At 53.4% G+C, this 25,157-nt stretch carries 23 protein-coding genes and 1 riboswitch; of the genes, 20 read left to right on the top strand and 3 right to left on the bottom strand.

Features of this window, described 5'->3' with window-relative positions; genetic code table 11:
• The first annotated feature begins 24 nt into the window (after positions 1–24).
• The 4 genes from D3P07_RS03580 (at position 25) to D3P07_RS03565 (ending at position 3,778) form a co-directional block, all read left to right on the top strand.
• Positions 25–1,098 carry an EpsG family protein gene (locus tag D3P07_RS03580; RefSeq protein WP_119798698.1) on the top strand — a complete coding sequence of 358 codons (1,074 nt, stop codon included), beginning with the start codon at positions 25–27 and terminating at the stop codon, positions 1,096–1,098.
• A gap of 101 nt (positions 1,099–1,199) precedes the next feature.
• Entirely contained in the window at positions 1,200–1,940 is a 741-nt protein-coding gene (locus tag D3P07_RS03575) for a glycosyltransferase family 32 protein (RefSeq protein WP_119798697.1), read from the top strand.
• Between the two features lie 36 nt (positions 1,941–1,976).
• A complete protein-coding gene (locus D3P07_RS03570; protein WP_310732525.1) occupies positions 1,977–2,582 on the top strand; it encodes a sugar transferase in 606 nt (201 codons plus the stop codon).
• A 53-nt stretch (positions 2,583–2,635) separates the two neighbouring features.
• On the top strand, positions 2,636–3,778 hold the full coding sequence (locus D3P07_RS03565) for a DegT/DnrJ/EryC1/StrS family aminotransferase (RefSeq protein WP_259391360.1): 1,143 nt from the start codon (positions 2,636–2,638) through the stop codon (positions 3,776–3,778).
• On the opposite strand, the gene D3P07_RS03560 is transcribed toward D3P07_RS03565, so the two are convergent.
• Positions 3,775–4,434 (bottom strand): acetyltransferase, encoded by a 660-nt coding sequence (locus D3P07_RS03560; protein ID WP_119798694.1) that lies wholly within the window; start codon positions 4,432–4,434, stop codon positions 3,775–3,777. The two genes, D3P07_RS03565 and D3P07_RS03560, sit on opposite strands and share 4 nt — an antisense overlap.
• Before the next feature lie 381 nt (positions 4,435–4,815).
• Here D3P07_RS03560 and D3P07_RS03555 point away from each other — a divergent pair, with 381 nt between their 5' ends.
• From D3P07_RS03555 to D3P07_RS03515, 9 genes are read left to right on the top strand one after another with little or no spacing between them, the layout of a single operon-like run.
• The gene (locus tag D3P07_RS03555; protein ID WP_119798693.1) at positions 4,816–6,015 is read left to right on the top strand and encodes a nucleotidyltransferase domain-containing protein; all 1,200 of its coding nucleotides are present in this window, start codon (positions 4,816–4,818) and stop codon (positions 6,013–6,015) included.
• Positions 6,016–6,045: 30 nt separating this feature from the next.
• Positions 6,046–6,684, top strand: a complete 639-nt coding sequence (locus D3P07_RS03550) for an acyltransferase (protein WP_259391324.1) — start codon at positions 6,046–6,048, stop codon at positions 6,682–6,684.
• Positions 6,681–7,946: a glycosyltransferase gene (locus D3P07_RS03545; RefSeq protein ID WP_119798692.1), complete on the top strand. Its 1,266-nt coding sequence runs from the start codon at positions 6,681–6,683 to the stop codon at positions 7,944–7,946. The genes D3P07_RS03550 and D3P07_RS03545 overlap by 4 nt, the downstream gene beginning before the upstream one ends.
• A complete protein-coding gene (locus tag D3P07_RS03540) occupies positions 7,906–8,958 on the top strand; it encodes a glycosyltransferase family 2 protein (protein WP_182914159.1) in 1,053 nt (350 codons plus the stop codon). The genes D3P07_RS03545 and D3P07_RS03540 overlap by 41 nt, the downstream gene beginning before the upstream one ends.
• Positions 8,959–8,974: 16 nt before the next feature.
• Positions 8,975–10,132, top strand: coding sequence for a polysaccharide pyruvyl transferase family protein (locus D3P07_RS03535; RefSeq protein WP_119798690.1), 1,158 nt, complete (start codon positions 8,975–8,977; stop codon positions 10,130–10,132).
• A gap of 7 nt (positions 10,133–10,139) precedes the next feature.
• Positions 10,140–11,336 (top strand): glycosyltransferase, encoded by a 1,197-nt coding sequence (locus tag D3P07_RS03530; RefSeq protein ID WP_119798689.1) that lies wholly within the window; start codon positions 10,140–10,142, stop codon positions 11,334–11,336.
• A gap of 3 nt (positions 11,337–11,339) precedes the next feature.
• Positions 11,340–12,554 (top strand): glycosyltransferase, encoded by a 1,215-nt coding sequence (locus D3P07_RS03525; protein ID WP_119798688.1) that lies wholly within the window; start codon positions 11,340–11,342, stop codon positions 12,552–12,554.
• Positions 12,555–12,558: 4 nt separating this feature from the next.
• The gene (locus D3P07_RS03520) at positions 12,559–13,797 is read left to right on the top strand and encodes a glycoside hydrolase family 88 protein (RefSeq protein WP_119798687.1); all 1,239 of its coding nucleotides are present in this window, start codon (positions 12,559–12,561) and stop codon (positions 13,795–13,797) included.
• The gene (locus tag D3P07_RS03515) at positions 13,794–15,356 is read left to right on the top strand and encodes a lipopolysaccharide biosynthesis protein (protein WP_119798972.1); all 1,563 of its coding nucleotides are present in this window, start codon (positions 13,794–13,796) and stop codon (positions 15,354–15,356) included. Before D3P07_RS03520 ends, D3P07_RS03515 begins: the two co-directional genes overlap by 4 nt.
• A gap of 41 nt (positions 15,357–15,397) precedes the next feature.
• On the opposite strand, the gene D3P07_RS27760 is transcribed toward D3P07_RS03515, so the two are convergent.
• Positions 15,398–18,271, bottom strand: a complete 2,874-nt coding sequence (locus D3P07_RS27760) for a right-handed parallel beta-helix repeat-containing protein (RefSeq protein ID WP_119798686.1) — start codon at positions 18,269–18,271, stop codon at positions 15,398–15,400.
• Between the two features lie 233 nt (positions 18,272–18,504).
• Here D3P07_RS27760 and galE point away from each other — a divergent pair, with 233 nt between their 5' ends.
• The 3 genes from galE (at position 18,505) to D3P07_RS26845 (ending at position 21,026) form a co-directional block, all read left to right on the top strand.
• Positions 18,505–19,542, top strand: a complete 1,038-nt coding sequence (gene galE, locus D3P07_RS03505) for a UDP-glucose 4-epimerase GalE (RefSeq protein ID WP_119798685.1) — start codon at positions 18,505–18,507, stop codon at positions 19,540–19,542.
• Positions 19,543–19,606: 64 nt separating this feature from the next.
• Complete coding sequence (locus tag D3P07_RS03500) at positions 19,607–20,665, top strand: glycosyltransferase family 2 protein (protein ID WP_182914158.1); 1,059 nt, start codon at positions 19,607–19,609, stop codon at positions 20,663–20,665.
• 100 nt (positions 20,666–20,765) lie between these two features.
• A riboswitch (cyclic di-GMP riboswitch) is annotated at positions 20,766–20,849 on the top strand.
• A gap of 15 nt (positions 20,850–20,864) precedes the next feature.
• Positions 20,865–21,026, top strand: coding sequence for a hypothetical protein (locus D3P07_RS26845; protein ID WP_182914157.1), 162 nt, complete (start codon positions 20,865–20,867; stop codon positions 21,024–21,026).
• Positions 21,027–21,038: 12 nt separating this feature from the next.
• Here the strand turns inward: D3P07_RS26845 and D3P07_RS03495 are convergent, their stop codons facing one another.
• Positions 21,039–21,365 (bottom strand): helix-turn-helix domain-containing protein, encoded by a 327-nt coding sequence (locus D3P07_RS03495; RefSeq protein WP_119798683.1) that lies wholly within the window; start codon positions 21,363–21,365, stop codon positions 21,039–21,041.
• 355 nt (positions 21,366–21,720) lie between these two features.
• Between D3P07_RS03495 and D3P07_RS03490 the strand changes: the two genes are divergently transcribed.
• The 4 genes from D3P07_RS03490 (at position 21,721) to D3P07_RS03475 (ending at position 25,154) form a co-directional block, all read left to right on the top strand.
• A complete protein-coding gene (locus D3P07_RS03490) occupies positions 21,721–23,661 on the top strand; it encodes an asparagine synthase-related protein (protein ID WP_119798682.1) in 1,941 nt (646 codons plus the stop codon).
• A gap of 13 nt (positions 23,662–23,674) precedes the next feature.
• Positions 23,675–23,821 (top strand): paeninodin family lasso peptide, encoded by a 147-nt coding sequence (locus tag D3P07_RS03485; RefSeq protein ID WP_259391323.1) that lies wholly within the window; start codon positions 23,675–23,677, stop codon positions 23,819–23,821.
• 90 nt (positions 23,822–23,911) lie between these two features.
• Positions 23,912–24,844: an aldolase gene (locus D3P07_RS03480; RefSeq protein ID WP_259391358.1), complete on the top strand. Its 933-nt coding sequence runs from the start codon at positions 23,912–23,914 to the stop codon at positions 24,842–24,844.
• A complete protein-coding gene (locus D3P07_RS03475; protein ID WP_119798680.1) occupies positions 24,834–25,154 on the top strand; it encodes a lasso peptide biosynthesis PqqD family chaperone in 321 nt (106 codons plus the stop codon). The genes D3P07_RS03480 and D3P07_RS03475 overlap by 11 nt, the downstream gene beginning before the upstream one ends.
• Positions 25,155–25,157 lie beyond the last annotated feature (3 nt).

Raw genomic sequence — 25,157 nt, 5'->3', positions numbered from 1 at the left:
ATAAGCCTGGAGGGAACAAAGCAAATGGAAATGATATGGTTCACGCTTACGGCTGTGTTTTTGTGCGCGTTTATGGGCAGGTTTCTGTCCCTGGAGACTGGGAGGACGCCCGTGACGATACGGCCGAATAGAGGATATATCGTTCTGGCAGCGCTTTGCTTAATTCTGGTAGCGGGCTTGCGCAACAACATAGGCGATACATACCTCTACATGCACGGCTATCAAGTGACTGACTTTACATGGGAATCCGTTTTGCAATCGGAGGATATCGGCTTCAATCTATTTCAAATGCTGCTGCAGCAATTGACACCCGATCCGCAGCTGATGATTTTCCTGACGGCGTTCGTGACGAATCTGTTGATCGTTATCGTCTTCTATCGCTACTCAAGGCTAGTAGAGTTCAGTCTGTTCGCCTATATTACGACCGGCGCATTCATCGTATCAATGAACGGCATTCGCCAATACCTGGCGGCTGCGATCGTATTTGCGGCGATTAAGTCATTGCTGGACGGGAAGTGGAAGATCTACTTTCCGGTGGTTTTGTTCGCTTCGTTCTTTCACCAAAGCGCATTAATTATGGTGCCGATTTATTTCCTGGTGCGAAGAAGAGCCTGGACGCTGACAACGAGCTTGCTGCTCGGGGTAGCGATTCTCATCGTTGTCGGCTTCAACTACTTCTCCACAATGCTCTTCAGCGTAATCGAGAATACAAAATATTCGGAGTACGAGAACTTTCAGGAGGGCGGAGCGAATTTCATCCGGGTTATCATCTACGCGATTCCGCTCATCATCGCATATCTGGGAAGAGATAAGCTGAAGGCGATATTTCCGCAAAGCGACGTGATCGTCAACCTGTCCCTGGTGGGGGCTGTCATTATGCTGATCTCGACCCAAAACTGGATTTTTGCCCGGCTCGGCATTTACTTCACCTTGTATCAGCTCATTCTGATGGGGTGGATGATCAAGCTGTTTCGGGAGAAGGATCAGCGCTTCGTGTACTTGACGTTTATCTGCTTTTATTTCCTGTATTTCTTCTATGAAAATGTCATTATTCTCGATATTCGCTACACCAGCGATTATATCAAGTGGCCGTTTTGAGGAAGCGAATAGCTTACGAAGTAAAGTTTTGCTGCGCAAAACCTAAGTGCATGCTTACGAAGTAAAGTTTTGCTGCGCAAAACTTTTTAGGAGGATCCGTTATGGAAGGTTCAGAACAGATCCCGCGTATCATCCATTACTGCTGGTTCGGGCGCGGGGAGAAATCGAAGAAGATCAAAAAATGCATGAAAAGCTGGGAAAAGCATCTGAGCGGGTACCGCTTCATAGAGTGGAACGAGGATCTGTTCGACATCGGGCAGAGCCGCTACACGAAGGAAGCGTATGACGCCCGCAAGTTCGCGTTCGTCAGCGATTATGTAAGGCTGCATGCGCTCCACCAGTATGGCGGCATCTATCTGGATACCGATGTGGAAGTGGTGAAGCCGCTGGATGACTTGCTGGTCCATGAAGCCTTTACCGGATTCGAGGACGAGACGTATTTGCAGTCAGGCACTATGGGGGCGACCGCAGGACATCCGTGGATCAAGGCGCTGCTGGATGAATATGAGGGAAGAGCGTTCCTGCTGCCGGACGGCACCTACGATATGCTGACGAATACCGCCGTCATCTCCGAGCATTGCAAGCGGGACGGACTGAAGCTGAATGGCCAGCATCAGGTATTGGACAATAGGGTGGTCTTCTATCCGAGAACTTACTTTAGTCCATACGATTACATCAACGGAGGCAGCTATCTGACAGCGGACAGCTACACGATCCACCACTTTGCCCAATCCTGGTTGCCGGCGCATGTTCGGTTGAAGAGCGGGATTAAACGGGTTGCGGGAAGGGTGGTAGGTCCCAAAGTCATCTCCAAGATGAGAAAGTGGCTCGTCCAGTCCTAATGTTATCCATAGAGAAAGAGGAGAAACCATACGATGATAAAACGAAGCTTTGATCTTTTTGTCGCCTCTGTTCTGCTTCTCCTGCTGTCGCCCGTTCTCGCTGTAGTCGCAGTCTTGGTCGGCACGAGGCTGGGAAGGCCGGTCTTGTTCCGGCAGACTAGGCCGGGAATGCATGGTAGGCCGTTCCAGCTGTACAAGTTTCGCACGATGACGGACGGAAGAGATGCGGAGGGGGAGCCGCTGTCGGATCATTTGCGGCTGACGCCGCTTGGCCAGACACTGCGGAAGCTCAGTCTGGATGAGCTGCCCCAGCTGCTGAACGTCGTGAAGGGCGAGCTGAGCCTGGTTGGCCCGCGTCCGCTGCTGATGGAGTATTTGCCCCTCTATACGGCGGAGCAGGCGAAGCGGCATCTCGTCAGGCCGGGCATTACCGGGTGGGCGCAGGTGAACGGGCGCAACGCAGTGACCTGGGAGGAACGTTTCATCAAGGATATCTGGTATGTGGAGAACAGAAGCTTTTGGCTGGATTTGAAAATACTGCTGTTAACGGTAAAACGGGTGGCGAAGTCCGATGGCATCAGCAATGGCAATCATGTGACCATGCCCCTTTTCGAAGGCAATGCAAGCAATCAGAAAGGATGAGATGCCCTTTGTCCGCATCTGCAAATGCCAGAATTTATTTATCGCCGCCGCATATGAGCGGCCAGGAACAAGCCTTTATCGGGGAGGCGTTCATGAATAATTGGATCGCGCCACTTGGTCCCCATATTAATGCATTCGAAAGTGAAATATCGGGCTATGTCGGCTCAGGCGGCGCGGCGGCCGTCAGCTCCGGAACGGCGGCGATCCATCTGGCGCTGCGCCTGCTCGGCGTAGGCGAGGGAGATCGCGTATGCTGCCCGAGCTTCACGTTTATAGCAAGCGCCAATCCAATCCGGTATTTGGGTGCGGAGCCCGTCTTCATTGATTCCGAGCCTGAATCATGGAATATGTCGCCCGCTGCTCTGGAGCGAGCCTTGGCGCTTGGCGCAAGATTCGGACAGCTCCCCAAGGCGGTTATTGTTGTTCACCTTTACGGGGGTATGGCCAATATGAACGCCATCATGAGCATTTGTGAGCGCTATGGGGTACCCATCGTGGAGGATGCGGCGGAGTCTCTTGGCAGCACTTATGAAGGCCGGCAAAGCGGAACGTTCGGACGGTTCGGTATTTTCTCCTTCAACGGCAATAAGATTATTACGACTTCGGGCGGAGGCATGCTTGTATCGGACGACATTCTTGCGCTGGAGAAGGCGCGTTTTCTGGCAACCCAGGCCAGAGATGAAGCGCCGCATTACCAGCATAGCCAGATGGGCTACAACTACCGGATGAGCAATGTGCTTGCTGGAATAGGCAGAGCTCAGCTCGGCGTACTCAATGATCGTGTCGAGGCCAGAAGGAATGTCTACCATATTTATGAGGAAGCGCTGAAGCCTTGGGAAGAGATTCGCTTTATGCCGGAGCTGCCGGGCACGCGCTCCAATCGCTGGCTGACTGCGCTGACGATTGACAGTCCGCATGCTGAATATATCATTCAGCAGATTATGGCAGCTATGATCAGAGCCAACATCGAAGTGCGGCCGCTGTGGAAGCCGCTGCACATGCAGCCACTATTCAGTAACAGTGCCTTCTACTCGCATTCGGCGGCAGGCACGGCCGTCTGCGAGGATTTGTTCCTTAGAGGGCTATGCCTGCCTTCCGGTTCCAGCCTGGCCCTGGAGGATCAGGGAAGGGTGATCGATGTGGTGGAAGATGTGATGCATCAATTGACCGGACTAACCGCAAAAGCGGTCAATTAAAGGTAACGGTCGCCTGCGGCTCTGGATCGAACGGCCCGGGCAGGCGTGCCGTAAGCTACCGTATGCGGCGGCACATCCGAGACAACTGTCGCGCCTGCACCGATGACGCAATGCTCGCCGATGGTACGGCCGTGAATAAGAACGGCGCCGATGGCGACGGCTGTATAATCGCCGACGCAGACATTGCCCCCAGTGGCGCATCTAGGCGCAAAGCTGACAAAGCTCCCGATCCGGGAATCATGATCAATGGATGTATTGGGATAGAGCACGCTATGTTCGCCTATAATCGCGTCGCTGTTCACGACAGCGCCCGCCATGATGACCGAGCCTGCGCCAATGCGGGCTCCTCTTGCTATTTGGGCAGAGGGATGAACGGTTGTTGCGAATGGCAGAGCGGGGAACCTGCGCTTCAGGCTTTGGACGACGAGACCGCGCGTCCAGTTGTCGCCAATGGCGACAATAACGCCGTCGATCGTATCGGCATGCAACTCCAGCCAATCATCATTCCCCAGCACTGTGCATCCGTATACCTGCTCCCCGGCAGGGAGGCGCTGATCCAGCAGGCCGGCAATTTCGTAGACGCCTTCTTTCTCTGCCGTATCCACGACCGTTTTCGCGTGGCCTCCGGCTCCGAATATAATGATACGCTTCGACATCAGACATTCCTCCGAACAGTTTACAATAGAAGACATTTGAAGTTGAACGACAGCAGAACAACCGGATTAACCCGCAGTTGTGGATAACGAAATGTTCGTCTTTGCAGCCGGAAGGTTATCCAGACTCATCGAGTCCGGGCCTTCCGGCTGCAGCAGCGATCGGAAATGCAAGGGGTCTTGCAGCGTTCTGCTGGATCGGATTCAACTCATTCCGACTCCCTATTATTCTAGCATATTGGCATCTTTCCATAAAATTTTGCTGTAATAGCAAGCAATAATTGACAGATTGGAAGCCGAATGATAATCTGTTATTGTGTTCGTTTTATAGAACAAAAGTAGGATTTTGTTCGTTATTTGCGAATGATTGTGAAGGGGAGACTTATGAGAAACGATCATACCGGAGAATTCTCCCAGGAGCTGAAGCTGCTGCTCGCGCTGCTGGAGATGGAGGAAGGGACGGCGCTGACGTTCGAGCATTGGGAGCTGATGCAGGACGCCGATTGGCATGAGTTTATCGCACTTGCCAGACATCATCGGGTGTTCCCGACGATAAACCGCAAGCTCCAGGAGCTAAGGCCGATTCGGGTACCGGCATTCGTCATAGGCATGTTCCAGCGGGATTACTATCGGAATACGATTCAGATGCTGGCGCTAAGCGGAGAGATGGAGCTGCTGGCCAGCCAATTTTTGAATAAAGAGATTCGCGTTCTATTCCTGAAGGGACCCGTCATCGCTGCCGATCTCTATGGCGACGTATCGCTTCGCACTTCCTGCGATCTCGATATTCTGGTGCCGATGGACCGGCTTGAGGCGGCGGAGGCGCATCTGCTTTCTCTCGGTTATGTGAAGGATGAATATATTACAAGCGTGCTGAACGACTGGAAATGGCGGCATCACCATATGACCTTTATGCATCCCCAGAAAGGGATCAAGGTCGAAGTGCATTGGCGGCTGAATCCGGCTCCATCGAAGGAGCCCGGTTTCGAGGATCTCTGGAGCAGAAGGCGGCAGAGCGCGCTGATCAGCCGGCCGATCTATTATTTGGGACGCGAGGACCTGTTCCTGTTTCTCGTATCGCATGGAGCGAGGCATGGTTGGTCCAGGCTGCGCTGGCTGCTCGATATTAAGCAGCTTATGAATCAGAAGCTGGATTGGCCGAAGCTCATCCAACTGCTGCGCAAGCATCAGCTTCTGCATATCGGCGGGCAGGCCATTTGTCTGGCTGCCAAGCTGCTTGCCGCGCCTCTGAGAGAGGAGATGCGGCCGATTCTGGCGTCTCGCAAAGCGGAGTGGCTGGCGGAGGATACGCTGTTCTACGTCCAAAGAACGGTTAATCTGCATAGTCCGCCTGTGCCGAAAGACGTTGAACGTTATCACAGGCAGTATTTGCTGGCGCTGATGACAACCAGACAGAAGCTGCTGTTTTTCGCCAGCATTCTGCATCCGCTGGCCGAGGATGCCAAGACGCTGCCTTTGCCGGCTAAGCTGCATTTTTTATATTTTCCGCTGCGTCCCATTCTGTGGGCATCCAGGAAAATATGGAACCGCTCCTCGGAGAAGAAGCGGGAAGCAAGCGCCTAGAGGCCAGGCGCGCTTGAAAGGAGCACACGTATGGGGACATTAGTCAAAGCGCTGCAAACGATAGGCACGCAATATCGGTCCAGAGGCATAGCCAGCTTCCTGGCGATGAATAAAGTGCAATTTTTCGCATGGCTGAGAGGGCTGCTGGCACGGTTGTTCAGCTTCGGCAAAATCAAAGGCTCGATCTTCTTCATGCAGGCGAACAGCACGATCGAGCTGCTCGGGAAGCGTTCGCGGATGAGCATCGGCAAATATGTGTTCATTCGAAAAAATGCCAGCATCCGCGTCGATCATGAAGGCAGGCTGGAGCTAGGCGATTACGTATTCATTAACGATAATTGCAATATGAATTGCGTCAACCGGGTATCCATCGGCGCTTATACGAAGATCGCTCCCAATGTATGCATCAACGACCATGACCATAATTACAGACACACGGGGGATGAGCATTTGCTGATCGGCCAGGTCTCGATCGGGCAGCATGTGTGGATCGGATCGAATGTGGTCATTCTGCGGGACACCACGATTGGGGATCATGCGGTTATTGCGGCGGGAAGCGTCGTGAAGGGCCATGTGCCCGCACATACTTTATTTGCGAACAAGCGGGAGAAACGATTGATTCCGATCGATTCCGAATCGTCTTCGCTTGCTGCCAAGGAGTCACTATGAAGAAACGAATTCTCATCTCCGTGTACGACATGGAAATCGGCGGTATCGAGCGAAGCCTCATTACGATGTTGGAGCACTTCGATTACGAGCGGTATGAGGTAGACTTGCTTGTGTTCTCCCACCAAGGCGATCTTTTGGGGCAATTGCCCCCCTCGGTCAATCTCCTTCCGGAGAGAGGCAGCTATACCGTGTTCCGCAAGCCCATGAAGCAATGCTTGAAGGAAGGGCGAATTGCCAGCGTAGCCGTTCGCTTGCTGGTGAAGCTGATCGCAGATGCAAAGGCCAGAAGCCTGAAGCTGTCGGAAGGCTCGGGTTACATCCAGCTGCAGCTGGTGTCGAACTATATGTCCTCGCTGCTGCCTTCAATCGACAAGCGCTATGATGCAGTGATCAGCTACGCCTGGCCCCACGACTTTATGCTGAAGCGGGTAAAGGCAGACAAGAGGCTGGCCTGGATTCATACGGACTACACGAAACTCCAGATCGATCATACGGTCGATGAAGCGATGTGGGCCTCGTATGACGGCATAGCCTCGATCTCGGAAGCCTGTACGGAAGCCTTCCTTAGCCGGTATCCGGCTTTGTCCGGCAGGTTGTTTATCGTTGAGAATATTGCCTCGCCAGCCTACATTCGCAGCAAGGCGCTCGAGGATGAGGCGGAGGGCATGGATAACGGCAGCTTCAATCTCGTATCTGTAGGCCGGCTGTCTTATGTAAAAGGCTTTGATATGGCGATTGAAGCAATCCGGCTGCTGGAAGCCAAGGGTCTTCATAAAGTGAAGTGGCATATCGTCGGCTTCGGTGGAACCGAGGGTGAGCTGAGAGCGAAGATTGTGGAGTATGGACTTGAGGAGAGGGTCATTTTGCATGGGAAGAAGCAAAATCCTTATCCCTATATGAAGGCCTGCGACCTGTATGTGCAGCCTTCCCGCTATGAGGGCAAAGCCGTGACGGTGACGGAGGCGCAAATTGTAGGCAAGCCCGTCCTTATTACCAATTACCCGACCTCGGGCAGCCAGGTGCGCGACGGCGTGGATGGTCTCATCTGTGAAACGAATGCGGAGGCGATCGCCGGAGCAATCGAGCGGCTTTATCGGGACGACTCGTTAAGAGAGCGGTTGATCACAGCGGTTAAAGGGATGGATTACGGAAATGCCGGCGAGCTTGCCAAGCTGTACGGCTGGATCGAAGGCGTATCGGCCGAGCGGGAGGAGGAGAATCATGCATACAAGCAGCGTGTCGGCAGGGCGGCCCAAGGTTAGCGTCGTTATTCCCGTCTATAATACGGAAGCCTATCTGCCGGCTTGCATCGATTCGCTTCTGGGACAGACGCTTGCCGATTGCGAATTTATATTTGTCAATGACGGCTCCCGCGACGGATGCGCTGAAGTATTGGAGCGCTATCGCGTGCGGGATCAGCGAATAAGCGTCATTCATCAGGCCAACAGCGGAGTAAGCGCAGCGCGCAACGCGGGACTGGCGGCAGCAAGAGGCGAGTTCGTCGGCTTCGTCGATGCCGATGATTGGGCGGCACCCGAGCTATTCGGCACGCTGTATGCCGCCGCAGCGGATTGCGATATCGTCTATTCCGGCTACATGAGATCGGCGGGCGGCCAGATGGCAGTCATTCACGGCCCGTTCTTGACCGGCGTCCGTATGGACCACGCCTACCTGCGGGAATGGGTATTGCCGGTATTCGTAGAATCGGACAGCTGCAATTCCGTATGCAACAAGCTGTACCGGAAGGAAATCATTGATGCCAACGGCTTGTCGTTCCCGCAGTCTGTGGCGCTGGGCGAAGACGGCCTGTTCAACATGCGGTTTCTCTGCTATGCCCGGGGAGGCATCTGCCTGGATTATGCCGGCTACTATTACCGGGAGACAGAGGGCAGCGCTACGAGGCGAGCGGAGTCGGTCGATTATTTTGCCCGCTCGCTCGAGGTGTATCAATCCCGGCTGCCGGACGAGGTGACGGCTGCGCTCGACAAGGAGAAGCTGGAGCCGCTGAAGCTGAACAAGTTCGTCAGGTCGGCGATCTCCATTATTCATTCTTATTATTCCGCGTCGACGCCGTTCAGCTTTAGCCAAAAATACCGCTATGTCCGCGCGCTGCTGGGTCAATGGCTGCTGCGCGAGGCGTTGGAGCGTTACAAGCAGCTGAACGAGGATCGGATGGGGAGATATGAGCGGGTGCTAATCCGGCTCATGCTGCTCCGGTCGCCGCTTGGCTTATATTGCGTCACCGCTTATAGCAACGCCCGAAATAAAGGATAAAGGAAGGTACGCCAACATGAAGATTATGATGTACGGCCATGGAGGAAGCATGAATCGCGGCTGCGAAGCGATCGTCCGCTCATCGGCTTCGATTATTAAAGAAGGCATTGGCGGAGCGCAGGTGTATCTGCTGTCCGATAATCCGCATACCGATCAATCTATTACGAAGCTGGACGATGTGTACGACGGCTCGCCATCTCCGCTGCGCAAGTACTCCTATGACTGGCTGGTTTCTTCCGTCAGGAACAAGCTGTTCCAGGATGAATCCTATGCGCTAGGGAAGATTCACGACAATATTATCAGGCATATCGACCATATGGATGTCTGTCTATCGATCGGAGGAGACAATTATTGCTACGGCGAGCAGCCGGGCTGGTATGAGGTGAACCGCAGGGTAAAGCGCCAAGGGAAGAAGCTTGTCCTCTGGGGCTGCTCGATCGGCGAGGAGGACATGTCGCCGGCGAAGCTTCAGGATCTCGCCGGTTATGACTTGATTCTCGCCCGGGAGACGCTGACGTACGAGATGCTGAAGGCAAAAGGGCTGACGAATGTCAGACTGGTTGCGGACCCGGCATTCACGATGGAGAAGGAAGAGCTTGCGCTGCCGGAGGGATGGCAGGAAGGCAATACGGTGGGGCTGAACTTCAGTCCGCTTGTCTGGAAGAGGAACGAGCAATCCAAAGCGGCCGTCCATGAGCTGATCCGGCATATGTTGGATACGACAGATATGGCGATCTCCTTGACGCCTCATGTGATGCAGGAGGGCAACAATGACTACGAGGTGCTGCAGACGTATTACGAGGAATACAAGCATACTGGCCGAGTGCTGCTGCTGCCGGATCATTTGAACGCGATTCAGTACAAAGGATATATTGCGAGAATGCGTTTTTTTATCGGAGCGCGGACCCATGCGACCATCGCAGCGTATTCTAACGCCGTTCCAACGCTAGTGTTAGGCTACAGCGTCAAGTCCAAAGGCATCGCCAAGGACTTGTTTGGCGAGGAGAAGCTGGTACTGGGCATTCAGGACATATCGAGCGGCGCTAAGCTGAAAGGCGCATTCGACGAGATGGTGCGGGATGAGGCGGTACTGAGAGAGGCGCTGAGAGGATCCGTTCCCCGGCTTCAACAGCTGTCGCATCGGGCTGTTCAATACTTGGCCGAATTGGCGTGAGGTGACTATGAAGAAGAAGCTGCTGTTTGTAATGCCCAGCCTTGCTGCAGGCGGCGGGGAGAAGAGCCTTGTCACCATGCTTTCGCATATCGATTTTGATCGGTATGAGGTCGACCTGTTTCTATTCAACCGGGAAGGCATCTTTCTCGATGCGCTGCCGAAGGAAGTGAGGCTGCTTGATTCGCAGTCGTTGTTCGACGCGTTTATGCTGCCGCTCTTCCGGTCGGTGAGGACGCTATGGGCATCCGGCCATATTGGGCTGGCCTATAGCCGTCTCCGTTATACGCTGCGGAACAGATACCGCAGCGGCAGCTCCGTTACCGAGCAGCATAGCTGGAAGTACATGTCACGCGCGATGGATACGCTGGAGCAGAAATATGATGTGGCGATCGGTTTCCTTGAGAAGTCTTCGACCTACTTCTGTGTGGATAAGGTGAGGGCCGACAAACGGATCGGCTGGATTCATATCGATTACGACAAGCTGGAGATGGACCCCAAGTTTGATAAGCCGTACTTCGGTAAGCTGGATCACATCATAACGGTGTCCGAGGAGTGCGAAGACATCCTGAAGCGCCGATTCCCGGAGTATGACCGGAAGATCAGCACGATCTACAATATCGTGTCGCCGACAATTATCAATCGATTGGGCGAGCAGCAAGCCGGCGATGTATACGGACGGCAGGCGGGCGAGACCATTCTGCTGACAATCGGGAGACTTCATGCGCAGAAGGGCTTGCCGCTCGCGGTAGAAGCTTGCGCAACGCTCGTGGCGAACGGATATAACATCCGCTGGTTCATCATCGGAGAAGGGGAAGAGCGGGAAGCATTGCAAGAGCTTATTCGGAAGCATGGCATGGAAGAACGGTTCATCCTGCTTGGTCTTCGAGCCAATCCGTATCCTTATACCCGGCAATGCGATATCTACGTCCAGCCGTCCCGGTTCGAAGGCAAGTCCATCGCGATTGATGAGGCCAAAATAATGCATAAGCCGATCGTCGTCACGAATTTCTCGACAGCGAAGGATCAGATTCGCGACGGAGCCAACGGATTGATCGCCTCTATGGACTCCGAAGGCGTCGCTACGGCGATTGCTCGGCTGATCGACGAGCCTGCGCTTGCGGGACGTCTCGCGAAGGAGCTGTCGGAGGAGAAGCTCGGAACAGAAGAAGAGATTCATAAGCTCTATAAGCTGGTAGGAGGCTGATTGATGAAGCCGAGATTGCTGTTTGTCATGAATCACTTGGACTGCGGCGGCGCGGAGAAGGCGCTCGTCTCGCTCCTGCAAGTGATTGACTATGATCAGTATGAGGTGGACCTGCTTTTGTTCAAGCGCGAAGGCATGTTTTTAAAGCATGTCCCGAAGCAGGTGAAGCTTCTGCAGCCGCCAGCGGATTTTCATTATTATGATATGCCGATTCGCTCTGCCATTGCGAAGTGCATTCGGAAGGGCTCCTTCCGTTCGGTGCTGCCCCGCTTATATCTGGGCCTCGTCATGCGTACGGAGGACAATGCGGCCAGAAGAGAACAGCTGGCTTGGCGGCATATCGTCCGGACGTTCAAGCAACTGGACGGGCAATATGACGCCGCGATCGGTTTTTTGGAGAAGACGCCGATCTATTATGTGATCGACAAGGTGAAGGCAAGACGCAAAATCGGCTGGATCCATACCAATTACGCAAATATGGGGATGGACCGGCGGCTGGACGAACCGTACTTCAACCGGCTGGATCATATTGTGACGGTGTCAGAGGAGTGCGGCTATTCGGTAAAGGATACATTCGAGGAGTTTAAGGCCAAGGTCAAGGTCATTCATAACGTCGTGTCTCCTGCGATTATTCGCAGGCTTGCCCAAGACGAGCTTCCCGCTGAACGGAGCAGCGCTGTGCGTCTGCTGACGATTGCCAGGTTGCATCATGTAAAAGGGATTGATCTTGCCATTGAAGCGGCCAGGCTGCTGCGGGAAATGGGCGTGGATGTGGATTGGACGGTTCTCGGCGAGGGGAGCAAGGAAGAGCGTGAATCGCTGACATCGCTGATCGAGCGCTATGGGCTTCAGCAGCATATGCGGCTAATTGGGGCTGTCGACAACCCCTACCCTTACCTGAAGCTGGCTGATATTGTCGTCCAGCCGTCACGGTATGAAGGGAAGTCAATCGCCATCGACGAGGCGAAAATTATGGGCAAGCCGATTGTCGCTACCGCCTTCACGACGGTAGCGGATCAGATTGAGCATGGCAAAAGCGGACTTGTGGTGGAGATTCAGCCTCAAGCGATAGCGGGCGGAATTAAGCTGCTCATTGAGCATCCGGAGCTGCGGGAAGCCTTTGCCGCCAGATTGGCGGAAGAGGCGTTGGGGACGGAGAATGAAGTACGCAAGCTGTATGAGCTCGTACATGATGGAGAATGGTTGGAGGCGAACTGAACGAATGGAGCTTTTATCGGCAGGTTGGATCATTGCACTGGTACTGATTATCATCATAGCGGCCCTGTCGCTTCACGACCTGGTTCCGCTGCTGAACACTTGGCTGAGACGCATTCATATCGGAAGGCATGATCAGCATGAGCTCTGGCATTCGGCTGTTGCAGCCAGAGGGGCCAAATGGCTGAACCGGACGCCTGTTGCGAAGGTGACCGATCAGACAAGACTGACGGTGATCGAGCGGTTCAACGGACGATATTCGGCTTCTGCGCTGCAGGATTGGCAGCGTGCTTCGTTGTTGCTCGGACTCTCGGAGCTGCCGGAGGAAAGCGGAGTGAAGCGAGACATTGAGCGCTTTCTCTCCGCCACCTTCACCAACAAGGGAGATTGGCGGAATGCGCCTCGCCATGTTGACTCCGCGATCCTCGCATATGCCGTCATGAAGGTTCCCGGCATACAGGCGGGGCGTTATCGCCCGGCGCTTGATGCGATAAGGCGTCTCATTGAAGAGCATGTGGGCGAGGATGGAACGGTGCGCTACCGAAATGCGATGCGCGACTACCGTTATGTGGATACGATCGGCTTCATATGCCCGTTTCTTATCGCCTACGGGATGAAGTTCGGGGATACGTCCAGCCTTGAGCTTGCGATGAAGCAATTGCGGGCGTATGTGCAGCACGGCTTTCATGAAGGAGTGGGTATTCCCGCACATGCCTATGATATCGGAAGCCAGGCGCCGCTCGGGCTAATCGGATGGGGACGCGGGCTTGGCTGGTTTGCGATCGGTCTCATCGATATGTGGAGTGAATTGCCGAGCAATCATGTTTATAAGCGCGAGCTGAGACATGTCATGAAGGCATTCGCTGAAGCTGTCATGAAGCTCCAGCAGCCAGGCGGCAGCTGGAGCTGGACCGTCACGCGGAGGGAAAGCCGTCCGGACTCCTCCGCCACAGTGACGCTCGCCTGGTTCCTCATGAAGGCGGCGGAGCTGGAGGAGCTCTCCGCTCCTGCCATGAAATGCGTGGGGAAGGCGATGCATTATTTGCGGAGCGTGACGCGGAGGGACGGAGCCGTAGAGTTCTCCCAGGGCGATACGAAGGATATCGGGGTTTATTCCACATTGTTCGGCATTTTGCCGTTCACGCAAGGCTTTGCGATTCGGCTTGGCCAGCGGTACGGGCAGTCCATAGATGGAGGGTCGGAGCTGCGCATGGCTGTTGGGCAGCGAGAGTGGAGCAAGCCATGAGAGTTAAAAGCAGTTTCTTGAACATTTCGGCAGGCTTGCTCAATCAGCTCATTATTACGATCTTGAGCTTCGTGTCGAGAACAGTCTTTATTAACAGCCTCGGCATCGAATATTTGGGCGTCAATGCACTCTTTACGAGCGTGCTGGCCATGCTTTCTCTTGCGGAAGCGGGCATAGGCTCCAGCATTATCTACAACCTGTACAAACCGGTGGCGGAGCGAAACAGGCTTAAGGTGCTGGCGCTTATGAAGCTCTACCGCAATACGTACCGAGTCATCGCGGTCATCGTGCTGCTGCTGGGACTTAGCATCATGCCTTTCCTGGACGTGATCGTACAGGATGCCGATGTCAAGCATCTGGAATGGGTCTATTTGATCTTCCTGCTGAATACGGCCGTGCCTTATCTGTTCGTATACAAGCATTCGTACTTGAATGTGAATCAGAAAAATTACATTGTCACGATCGTGTTTTCGATATCGGCCATTGTGTCGACCAGCATCCGCATCGCTATATTGTACTACACGGAGAACTATTTGCTGTATCTGGCAGTGGACAGCATCATTACCATTGCAACGTCAATCGTCCTGGCGCGTATCGTGGACAAAAAATATCCGTTCCTCCGCTTCGGCAAAGCCGATATTCTGGACCCGGAGACGCGAGCGAACTTCATGAAAAACATGAAGGCGATTTTCATTCAAAATGTAGGGAATTATTTTATTTTCGGCATCGAAAGCATCCTGATCTCCACCTTTGTCAGCATTATTGCAGTCGGCATCTATGCCAATTACAAAATGCTGATCGACATTAGCCGGACCTTCCTGAATCAAGTGTTCGCCGGCATGAACCACAGCGTCGGCAATATGGTGGCCGTCGAATCCGCCGCCAAAATCTTCGATGTCTACAAAGTGATGCTGCTGCTCAGCTTCTGGCTTTATTCGCTGGTGTCGATAGGCATGTATTTGCTCGTTCAGCCGCTTATCATGATATGGCTTGGCCCGGACTTCGGCATGAGCGGGCTCATCTTGGCGCTGCTCGTCATCATGTTCTATGAACGCGGCATGCGCAATACGATTACCTCGGTGAAGACGACGGCCGGGATCTTCCACGAGGACCGGTTTGCTCCACTCATTCAGGCTGTCATCAATTTGGGGCTGTCCTTGTGGCTCGTTCAACAGATCGGAATCGTCGGCGTATTCGCAGGCGGACTGATCAGCGCGCTGCTCGTGCCCTTCTGGACCACGCCTTACTTGGTATACAAAAAAGTGTTCAAGCGCTCCATCTTTCATTATTACAGAACGTATCTGCTGTATACGCTGCTGGGCATGGTCGCGCTCGGGGCTTCGCACGCTGCAAGCAGTCTGCTTCCGGTACATTCGCTGCTGGCGCTTGTCGCCAAAGGCGTGATCGTGCTCGTAGTGGTCAATGTGATCTACCTGCTTGTGTTTTTCAAAACGCCGGAGTTCGCTTATCTGGCCCGCATCGGGGCATCGTTCGCGACCAAGTTTAATCCGTTCAAGCGCCTCGTTCCATCACGGCTGCTGCGTACGGACGAGAAATAAAGGCCATTCGTTAGGGGGCTCCCGTCGAATGGCCTTTTTGATTATGGGGCAATTAAGCCGTAAGGCTTGAACACGGCAAGCGGACTGACCCTTTGCCAAGTGACGCTTCCATCCGCGACGGTAGCCCCTATAGCGGACGGCCATACCGGCGCCGCTGCGCCGGTTGTACCGGTGGTGAGTGCCTCGTACACATAGCCCCCCGATTGAATGCGGTCGCCTTTGGTCTTAGCTGCAGCCGCGGACCAGGCTGAGCTCGCGGCATAACCCTCTGTGATGCATATCCAGCCGGCGTAACCGCCGGGGACGGGAGCGGCATTGCCATACAGATCGCCGCGGAACCAGTATCCGTGTCCGGGCGGGCTGACCCCTTCGATGTCGGGATCGTAATTTAGATAAATCGCGCCTTCCGGCAGCGGCAGATTGATTTGCGAATAGACGTTGCGGATGTTGCCGAAGGTTCTGACCGCCTTTTTGTTCGCTGGATTGTAATATTGCAGGTTCAGCCGTCCTGCGCCAGTATAGCTAACGGTTGAGCGCTTCAGATAAACGCTTGTGGTGCCGGTCACATTAAAGTTGTTTGTCAGAAAATAAGCGAAGCCGCTGTTGGCGATTCTAATCCGGGAGTCGGTTACTTCGATCCAGCCGTAGCCGGTATTGAATTCGCTTTGGAAGAGATAAGCGGCCGTACGGACGATAAAGTCGCAATGCTCAAGCTGCATAATCGGGGATTCGCCAGGCGTATTAATGTTGCCGATTTTGACGATAGAATCTGTCAGCTTGCAGTACCGGAAACGCACTGTCCGCTGCTTCATGCCGAATAAATGGTTGTTCAGCAGGGTGTTTCTGAATGTGCAATCCCGGAACAGCACATTCTCTGCAATCGTCGTCTGATAACGCGTCTCGATGCGGACATTGACATTGGTCATAATCGTCCCCATGACCTCGTAGGCGCGCAGGTATAATTCCCGCTGGACCGTTACGCCCTCGAAGGAGCAGCTCTCGATCCGGTTCGCGACAACAAACGGCGTGCCGGAGAAGTTTTCGGTCCATATAAAGTGATTCTCGCGGCAGATGAACCGGTCATCGTCCGGCAAGGAAAAGTTGGCGGAATCAATCAGCGTGTTGTTGCGGAAGTTGACGTCGTAGCCCGTGCCCGCCATGCCCGTGTTGGCGATGCTCACCATCGTGTTGTTTTCAATATTGACATGCGCGTTGGGAAGGTGAGCGGTCATCAGGCCGATGCCGGACTGGCAGCGATGCAGGAAGTTCTCCCGAACGTTGGCTACCTGCAGCGAATACAGGTTGATGCCGATGCCGGACAGATTGTACAGATGATTGTTGTGGACCTCAACCGACCAGCATCCGACCAGAATGCCGTGGTACAGGTTGTAGAACACATTATTGCGGATGACGCAATTTTCCCCGTAGGAATCCTCTTGATTAATGCCGTAGCGGGTCGGATCGTTGAAGACGGGCTTGCGGTCGAGCATCCCCGTTCCTTCGCGAATGATATTGTTTTGAATGGTATTGTAATTGCCGCCGAGCGTAATGCCGCCTCGATGCGTATTGTAGACTTCGTTGTATTCGATCAGGTTGTGATGGGGAGTAAGTCCGAACTTCAGCGTAATTTGCATGTTTTTGGATGTGGAAGTCTCGTTGTTGAAGATGAAACGGAAGGTTCGGGCGCCGGGGGGGATGGAGATGGGCGTGTAGATTTTTTTGGCGTCATAGCGTCCAAGGTAGGTATTGTTGGCACCGTAGTAGGCGACATCAACTTCCTTCGTATTCAAGGCGGTCTGGCGGGTATAGCCGGCTCCGGCAACGAGGAAGCTGTCATAGCCAGCCGGAAGATTGATAGGCTGCGATACAAGCGTCTTGCCGTTCGCCTGGATAAGAGCGCCGGTCTGACGATGCACTTCATTGACGGTAAGCCCCAAGGCAAATTCGGCATAATCGTAGAAGGACACGCTGTCGATGGAGATGCCGTCCCCCATATAGCTGCTGATGACGCTGTTGCGGACGGAGCAGAAGGAGGAGCCTTTCGTAATATGAATGCCGTAGGTGCCCTCGTGAGCAGCTTCGGCGGCATTCGCGAAGCTGCGGTCCGCTTTGTCGCCGATGAGAATCAGGTTTTTGATATGGGAATCGGTGACCCCCGGGAGCTGAATGCTCATGCCGCTTTGAATGGGAAATTGATAGTAAGCTGTCGTTCCCGTGCGCGTATCGAACGGCGATTTGCGGTCGGAATCGTAGAGCACCTTGAGGGTCGAGCCTTCGAAGTCGATCGTCATATGGCTCTGGGCAACCGTTATGCTTTTAGGGAAACAAATCGCGTATTCATTTTTGGGGACAAATACGTAACGGTACCCGTTGTCGTACGCCCATGCGATAGCGTTATTGAAGCCGTCGATGTTTTTGTCGGCCATGAGGTAATGCTGGTCGGTATACGGCTTCGACGGCAGGCCGGGCGTTATGCCCCATCTCGCAAGCTCGATCAGATAGGACGCGGCTTCGCCTCCTCCCGCTCCCGAGCCGGGCGGCCCCTGCGGTCCCGCAGGACCAGTATCTCCCTTTGGTCCGGCAGCGCCAGCGGGACCGGCGAGTCCTTGCGGACCGACCGGTCCTTGTGGTCCTGCTTGACCCGCTGGCCCTGCCGGACCTTGCGGCCCGGTTGCGCCTGTAGTTCCTTGCAGTCCCGCTGGCCCTTGAGCGCCCGTCACGCCCTGTATTCCTGCCGGACCTTGCGGTCCCGTAGGTCCGGGCGTCTGTCCGATGCTGTCCGGGATGGCGGACGGCCGGATCTGGCCTGTATTAGAGTCGATAATCGAATCCAGCCTGGATTGGATAGCGGAATCATCGTAAATCAGAAAGGACTGTCCGTTCACATCGATGTAACCGTTATTATTTGAGGCCATACAATCTACTCTCCTCTCTCATAATGAGTAAAGACGGTTCACTGATATTCATATGATAGACTGGTAGGAATGGCGTGTGCGTTTTATAGAATGTGCATCTACCCTGATTCCCGGTTCTGGACAGAAATCACAATCTTTTGTTCGTTATTAGAGACAAAAAAGCAATGTTCTGCTACAATGTTCTTTATAAAGAACGAAATGTTCTCATTAGAATATTGTGGAGGAGATGGAACATGGCTATTCTCGTTACGGGCGGAGCCGGATATATCGGCAGTCATACTTGCGTGGAACTGCTTAACGCCGGTTATGACATCGTGGTTGTCGATAATTTGTCTAACAGTCATCCGGAGGCGCTGAAGAGAGTATCGGAGATAACGAACCAAACATTCCCTTCCTACTTTATCGATCTGCTAGACCGCGATTCGCTGGATCATGTGTTCAAAGAACACGGCATTGAAGCGGTTATTCATTTTGCCGGTCTGAAGGCGGTAGGCGAGTCCGTTCAGCAGCCGCTCAGGTATTACCATTCCAATCTGATGAGCACGACAACGCTGTGCGAGGTCATGGAGTCCAACGGGGTGCAAAAGCTTATATTCAGCTCCTCGGCTACGGTCTACGGCGTCCCAGAGCATGTGCCGATCGACGAGCAAGCTCCTATTGGTGCCATTAACCCGTACGGACGGACAAAGCAGATGATCGAGCAGATGCTTGTCGACCTGGCACAGTCGAATCCGAACTGGAGCGTGGCGATCTTGCGCTACTTCAATCCTGTTGGCGCGCATGAGAGCGGCCGGATCGGGGAGGACCCCAGCGGGATTCCGAACAATCTAATGCCCTATATTGCCCAGGTAGCGGTAGGCAGGCTGTCTGAGGTATCCGTCTATGGAAGCGACTATGAGACGGTAGACGGTACGGGCGTCCGGGATTATATACATGTCGTGGATTTGGCGATTGGCCATCTGAAGGCGCTGGGCAAGATCGAGCGATCCGCAGGCGCTCATACGTACAATCTTGGCACAGGCAGAGGGTATAGTGTGCTGGAGATGATCGCAGCATTCAACCGAGCCTCGGGGCAAGCGATTCCGTATCGGATCTCAGCCAGAAGGCCCGGCGATATCGGGATCTGCTATGCGGAAGCGTCCAAGGCAGGCAGGGAGCTAGGCTGGGAAGCCGCCAGAGGCATCGATGAGATGTGCCGGGACGCCTGGCGCTGGCAATCGATGAACCCGAGAGGCTATCGGGCACCGGAGCCTGTCGCTCAGCGGCTGTAGAGCATCCGGCACTTGATGCCAGTCATCTCAACATTCATAATCTATCTTCGGCGAGGTGCTGCTAGTGAGCAAGGTCGATATTGTGGTGCCCGTCTATAACGCCGGTCTGAAGCTGCATGCCTGCATCCGGTCGATCCGGCAGCAGTCCTATCCGAATTGGAGACTGCTGCTGGTTGATGACGGGTCGAGCGATGGCAGCGATGCCTTATGCAAGCAATATGCGGAAGGCGACAGCCGAATCGTATATAACAGACAGCCGCACTCCGGCAGCGTATCCGCCCGCAGGCGGGGGCTGGAACTGTCCGAAGCTCCATATATTCTGTATATGGATGCGGATGATTGGGCTGACAAGCGGCTGCTGGAGATGCTGATGGGGGCAGCCCTTGCCTATGGCGCGGACATTACGGTATGCAATATGTACAGAGTCATGAATGATACGGCTTGGCCCAGAAGGAGCAACGGCAGCCGGTACTTCAAGCAAAAAAAGCTGTATGAGGCAGATGAGATCCGCAGCGACCTCGTCCCCGCCTTCCTGCACGGCCACCCTTTTCCGCCGCAGCTTCACGGCAAGCTGTACAGACGGGAGCTTCTGCTCTCCAGCGGCCATTATGTGTCGCGTATCCGTTTTTTTGGCGATGACCTTTTTTTGAATTTGGAGCTGTTCTTGAAGGCGCAGACGGTCCAGATTATCCCCGACGTCCTTTATTATTACCGTGCGGGAGGAGCTACCAGCCGCTATATGCCGTATCTGTTCCACGATATGGTGAACGGGTTTCTCATTCAGAAGGAGGTGGTGGAGTCCCATTATCGGCATCAGTCCCATTCCCATTACTTTGGAATCAGAGTGATGCTGCTTAACACGCTTCGCACTTGTCTGCGCAATCTGTCCTCGGGACGCTTGAAGGAGCGGGAGCGGCTGTCCGCGATCAGTGAGTATTGCGCTCATCCAGCCGTTCTGGAGTGCGCCGGGGACGAGAAGGCCGCGGCTTATTTCCCTATCCGTTACATCCGTGCGATCCGAAATGGAGACGCGCAATACTTGTCCAAATTGGGGAAAAGGGACTATCAGAAGAGCCTGCCAAAGAAATTTGTTATGTATGCGATTGCAAAAATATCATTCTAACAAATTCGACAAATTGAGAAACAATCTCTCAAAATATGGAGACATGAACCGACAGCATGTGCAATTGAGGTGGGATAATATACATCTTGTGGAATGAATACGGAATAAGGGCGACGTTGAAATGCGTTTAGTATCTGGGCACCTTAAGCGCATGGAGTCAGTGGTGCAACCGGCCCCGACGAGATGGGGGATATTTAGGATGAGACGAGTAATATCGGACAACCAGCAGGAACTGGATGCGGAGTGGGTAGAGCTCATGTTATGCGCGCGCGCGAAAGGGCTCACGACGGATGAAGTGAGCAAGGTTCTGCGTATCCTTCAGGAGGAAGGGCAATCCAATATACAGGAAAGCGCTGTATGACGATATACAGCGCTATTCACGGCCCGATTTCCATTTATTAAATTCAAGAAACTCTTTAAATTGTTCTTTGCTTACCCCGGAATTCATAGCTTCTCTTACTAAAGCCTCCCAATCCCGATCGAGCCCGGCTGGTCGCTCCGATTGGTCGTTGTTCACAAATTCCTCGACCGGCACGTTTAATACCTCGCCTATTTTTTCAAGAAATTGTATGGAAGGGTTTTGCTGAAGACCACGTTCAATGGAGCTCAAATACGATTTTGCGACCCCTGCGCGCTGTGAGAGCTCTGTTAACGAAAGGCCCTTCCGTTTGCGAAGCATCTGAATGCGTTGTCCGATCATAGCAAACTCCTCCGTTAATGCTTATATGCATTTTTTTTTATTATATCGAAATATAGTGAATTACGAAAGTGATTATGTTCCATTTGCCGTACATAAATGATGTTGCATAACAGAATAAGAGGAGTTCATTCAATATTTTCCATTGAAGTGAAAGCTTTCTATTGTTTTTAATAACGAACAAAAAGAGAGAGAAATCGTCCAAAAAAGGGCGAAAAATACGGTTGACACCCGATTGATTTGAGGATAATATGAAATTGTGTTCTTAATAAAGAACTTTGTTTTGTCGGAAGACAGGGATGAAATTTAGTAAATTTGTTCGTTAAAATGAACGAAACTAGCCGATTCGGGGGCAGACATGAGCGCGATTGCGGGAGTACAGGGAGATATCGGGAGGATTCGGCTGAGAGAGCAGGGCAGCCGCATGCTGCAGGCATGGGCCGATCAGCCTGCGGATGTTGTCTTGGCTTGGGAAGGCCAGCTTACTTATATGGGCGCACACAATCAATGGATTACGCCGGAATCGGTCGGCGTACCTAATCCGTACTATGACCAGGAGCGCGGACTGACGGTGGTTGCCGACGCGATAATCGACAATCGCGAGGAACTGTTCGACAATCTTGGTGTACATCGGCGGGACAGAGCTTCGATAAGCGATCAGGAACTCATCCTTTTGGCTTACGACAGGTGGGGTATTGGGACTGCAGCCCGTCTGATAGGTGACTTTGCATTTGTGATCCGGGATGAACGCAACGGCAGATTGTATGGGGCAAGGGATTTCTCCGGCGGGAGAATGCTCTACTACAGCTGGGACGGCGCTCAGTTCCGCTTTTGTTCCATGATAGAGCCGATGCTGGGACTGCCTGCGGTAACCCGAGCGATTAACGAGCGGTGGCTTGCGCAATACTTGGCCATCTCGACCGTAGTAGATGCCGCCAGTACAGACCAGACGGTATACGAGGACATTCGACAAATCCCGCCGGCCCATTACTTTGTGCTCGAGAATGATAAGCTGGGCTTGTCACGTTACTGCATGCTGGAATCATCCGGTGCGCTGAAGCTGAGTTCCGATAACGAATATGTAGAGGCCTTCCAAGAAGTATTCCAGCAGGCGATAGATGCGAGAGTCCGGACGAAGCATGGAGTAGGCGCTCAGCTCAGCGGCGGACTGGATTCCGGCGCTGTCGTAAGCTTTGCCGCCAGACGGCTACGCGAAGAGAATCGGACGCTCCAGACGTTCAGTTATGTGCCGGTCCACGACTTTATCGACTACACGTCCAAGTGGTATATGCCAAATGAGAGACCCTATATCGAGAAGACGGTCACGCATATAGGAGGTATTCAGTCCCATTGCCTCGACTTTGAGGGTCTGGACCCTTATTCAGATATGGACGACATGTTGAATGTAATGGAAATGCCATATAAATTTTATAGCAATTCGTTTTGGTTAAAGGGCATCTTCAAGGAAGCGAGCGACCGTAACATCGGAGTGCTTCTTAATGGAGGAAGAGGGAACCTGTCCATCTCATGGGGGGATGCGATCCCTTATTATGCCCGGCTGCTTAAGCGAATGAAGTGGATCAAGCTAATGGGCGAGCTGCGGTCTCGGAGCTATGCGATTGGCTCGGGACGGGGGCATCTCTTGTCGCTCGTCAGCAAAGAAGCATTCCCCTTCCTGAGAGGAAAGAACAGAGAGCTTGCTGACAACCCGTATCATGCGCTCATCAATCCCGCATTCGCCGCTAGGACACAGGTGTATAAGCAATTGCGCGAATACGGAATCGGCGACTCCGGATGGCTGGCCTCTGGTGATACATACAAGGACAAGGAGAACCACTTCCGTGAGTTGTTCCACTGGAACGCCAGCAATACGCTTGCAGCCAAGCTCTCTCATCGCTATAAGCTGTGGAAGCGCGATCCCACCAATGATCTGCGGGTCATTCGCTTCTGCCTGTCTTTGCCGGAGGATCAATATGTCAAGCAAGGAATGTCGCGTGCGTTAGTCAGGCGGGCGACGGAGAAGCTGCTGCCCGATTCGATACGGCTGAACGAGACCGTACGCGGTGTACAGGGAGCGGATTGGCTTCACCGCATATTGCCTAATTGGTCATCATTCTATCAGGAGCTTCAGCAGATCGGCCGCAATGACCGTATGCTTGAGATCGTGGATGGACGAGTCGTAGAGGGTGTGCTTGCCCGTCTGAGGAATGGAGTCCAATCCGCAGATGCTTACGGACGGGATGTCAACGCTGCCATGTACTTAATGATACTGTACCGGTTTCTTCAGAAATCGGCTTGAAAGGAGGTGACGAATGATGATGGCAAAAAAAGAATGGAATAAGCCGGAATTGGAAGTTCTTCAAGTTCAAATGACGGAGGCTTCGACGCACAACGGTCCTTTTACTGATGAAGCTTATACGCCTGGCAACAACAGTGAGTTCCCGAGGTTTACAAGCTAACGTCGGCAATGGCGACTGGGCAAGTCCTTATACAGAGATTGTATAAGGACTTGCCGATTCCATTTGTGGGGTGAACAAAACGTGTTGGATATGAAAGTAAAGCTGCAATACAGAGCCTTCGGCTTATCCGTTCACAGCGACATGGTGCTGCCTGAGCTTTCGGAGTTGGATAGCGGCAGCTCTTTCGCGGATGTCGTGGTTAAGGTAGATTCGTTCCTGAAAAACGGGTTTGATGCGAAACCCTATCATTTTGTGGCCGAGGACCATACGGTAACGGTCAAAATGCCTGATGCCGGCGTCTTCCGCGTGCAGGATGGCGACAAGATCATTGTCTCGCCCTATGCGGGTGCGGATGAGGATTTAATTCGCCTATATGTGCTTGGCACTTGCTTCGGTATCGTGCTGCTGCAGCGGGGCATCTATCCGCTTCATGGCAGCGCGCTTGCCATCCATGGAAAGGCGTATGCCATCGTCGGCCAGTCCGGCGCCGGCAAATCGACGCTCGCTTCCGCGCTGATTGCAAAGGGCTGCCGTCTGCTGAGCGATGATGTCATTGCCGTGTCGATCGATCCGCTTACGGGACAGCCGACTGTAGCGCCGTCTTATCCCCAGCAGAAGCTGTGGCAGAACAGTCTGGAGGCGATGGGGCAGAGCTATGAAGCGCTGCGCTCGATTTTCGGCAGGGAAACCAAATATTGCGTTCCGCTGACGGATAGCTTCCAATCCACTTCATTGCCGCTCGGCGGTGTCTTTGAACTGACGAAGAATGCGGAACATAGCGGAATCGCGTTGGAGCCCGTCGGCAAGCTGGAGAGGCTGCCTCTGCTGTTCCAGCATACGTACCGGTATCAGCTAATCGAGCGCATGAATGTGATGAAGTGGCACTTTGAGCAGTCAGCGGCGCTGGCCTCAAGGCTGAATATATACCGGCTGCGCCGTGGCGAATCCGCGTTCACCGCACCCGAATTAGCTGATCTTGTCTTGAATACGATATCGACGGAGGGAACAGTCCATGGTTTATAAAGGGGAATTAATCAGCCAGCCGGAATATCAGACCTTCTCGCTGGATCTGCTCGCTGTGCAGAACAAAAACAACATCGCCAGCGACATGAACGGGGAGAAGGTGCTTTTGAGCATCGACAACGGCAAGTATTACAATTTGGGTGCCATCGGCGGCCGTATCTGGGATATGATGGCGTATCCGGAGACGATCGGCTCCATCGTCAATACACTGATGGATGAATATGAGATTGACCGGACGACCTGCGAGGAGCAAGTATTTTCGTTCCTGACGCATCTTTCTGAGGAACGGCTCGTCCAGTTCGGCATTTAAGGC

The sequence above is a fragment of the Paenibacillus sp. 1011MAR3C5 genome, from assembly GCF_003591485.1.
GTDB lineage: Bacteria > Bacillota > Bacilli > Paenibacillales > Paenibacillaceae > Pristimantibacillus.
This window is presented reverse-complemented; position numbering and strand designations above follow the sequence as displayed.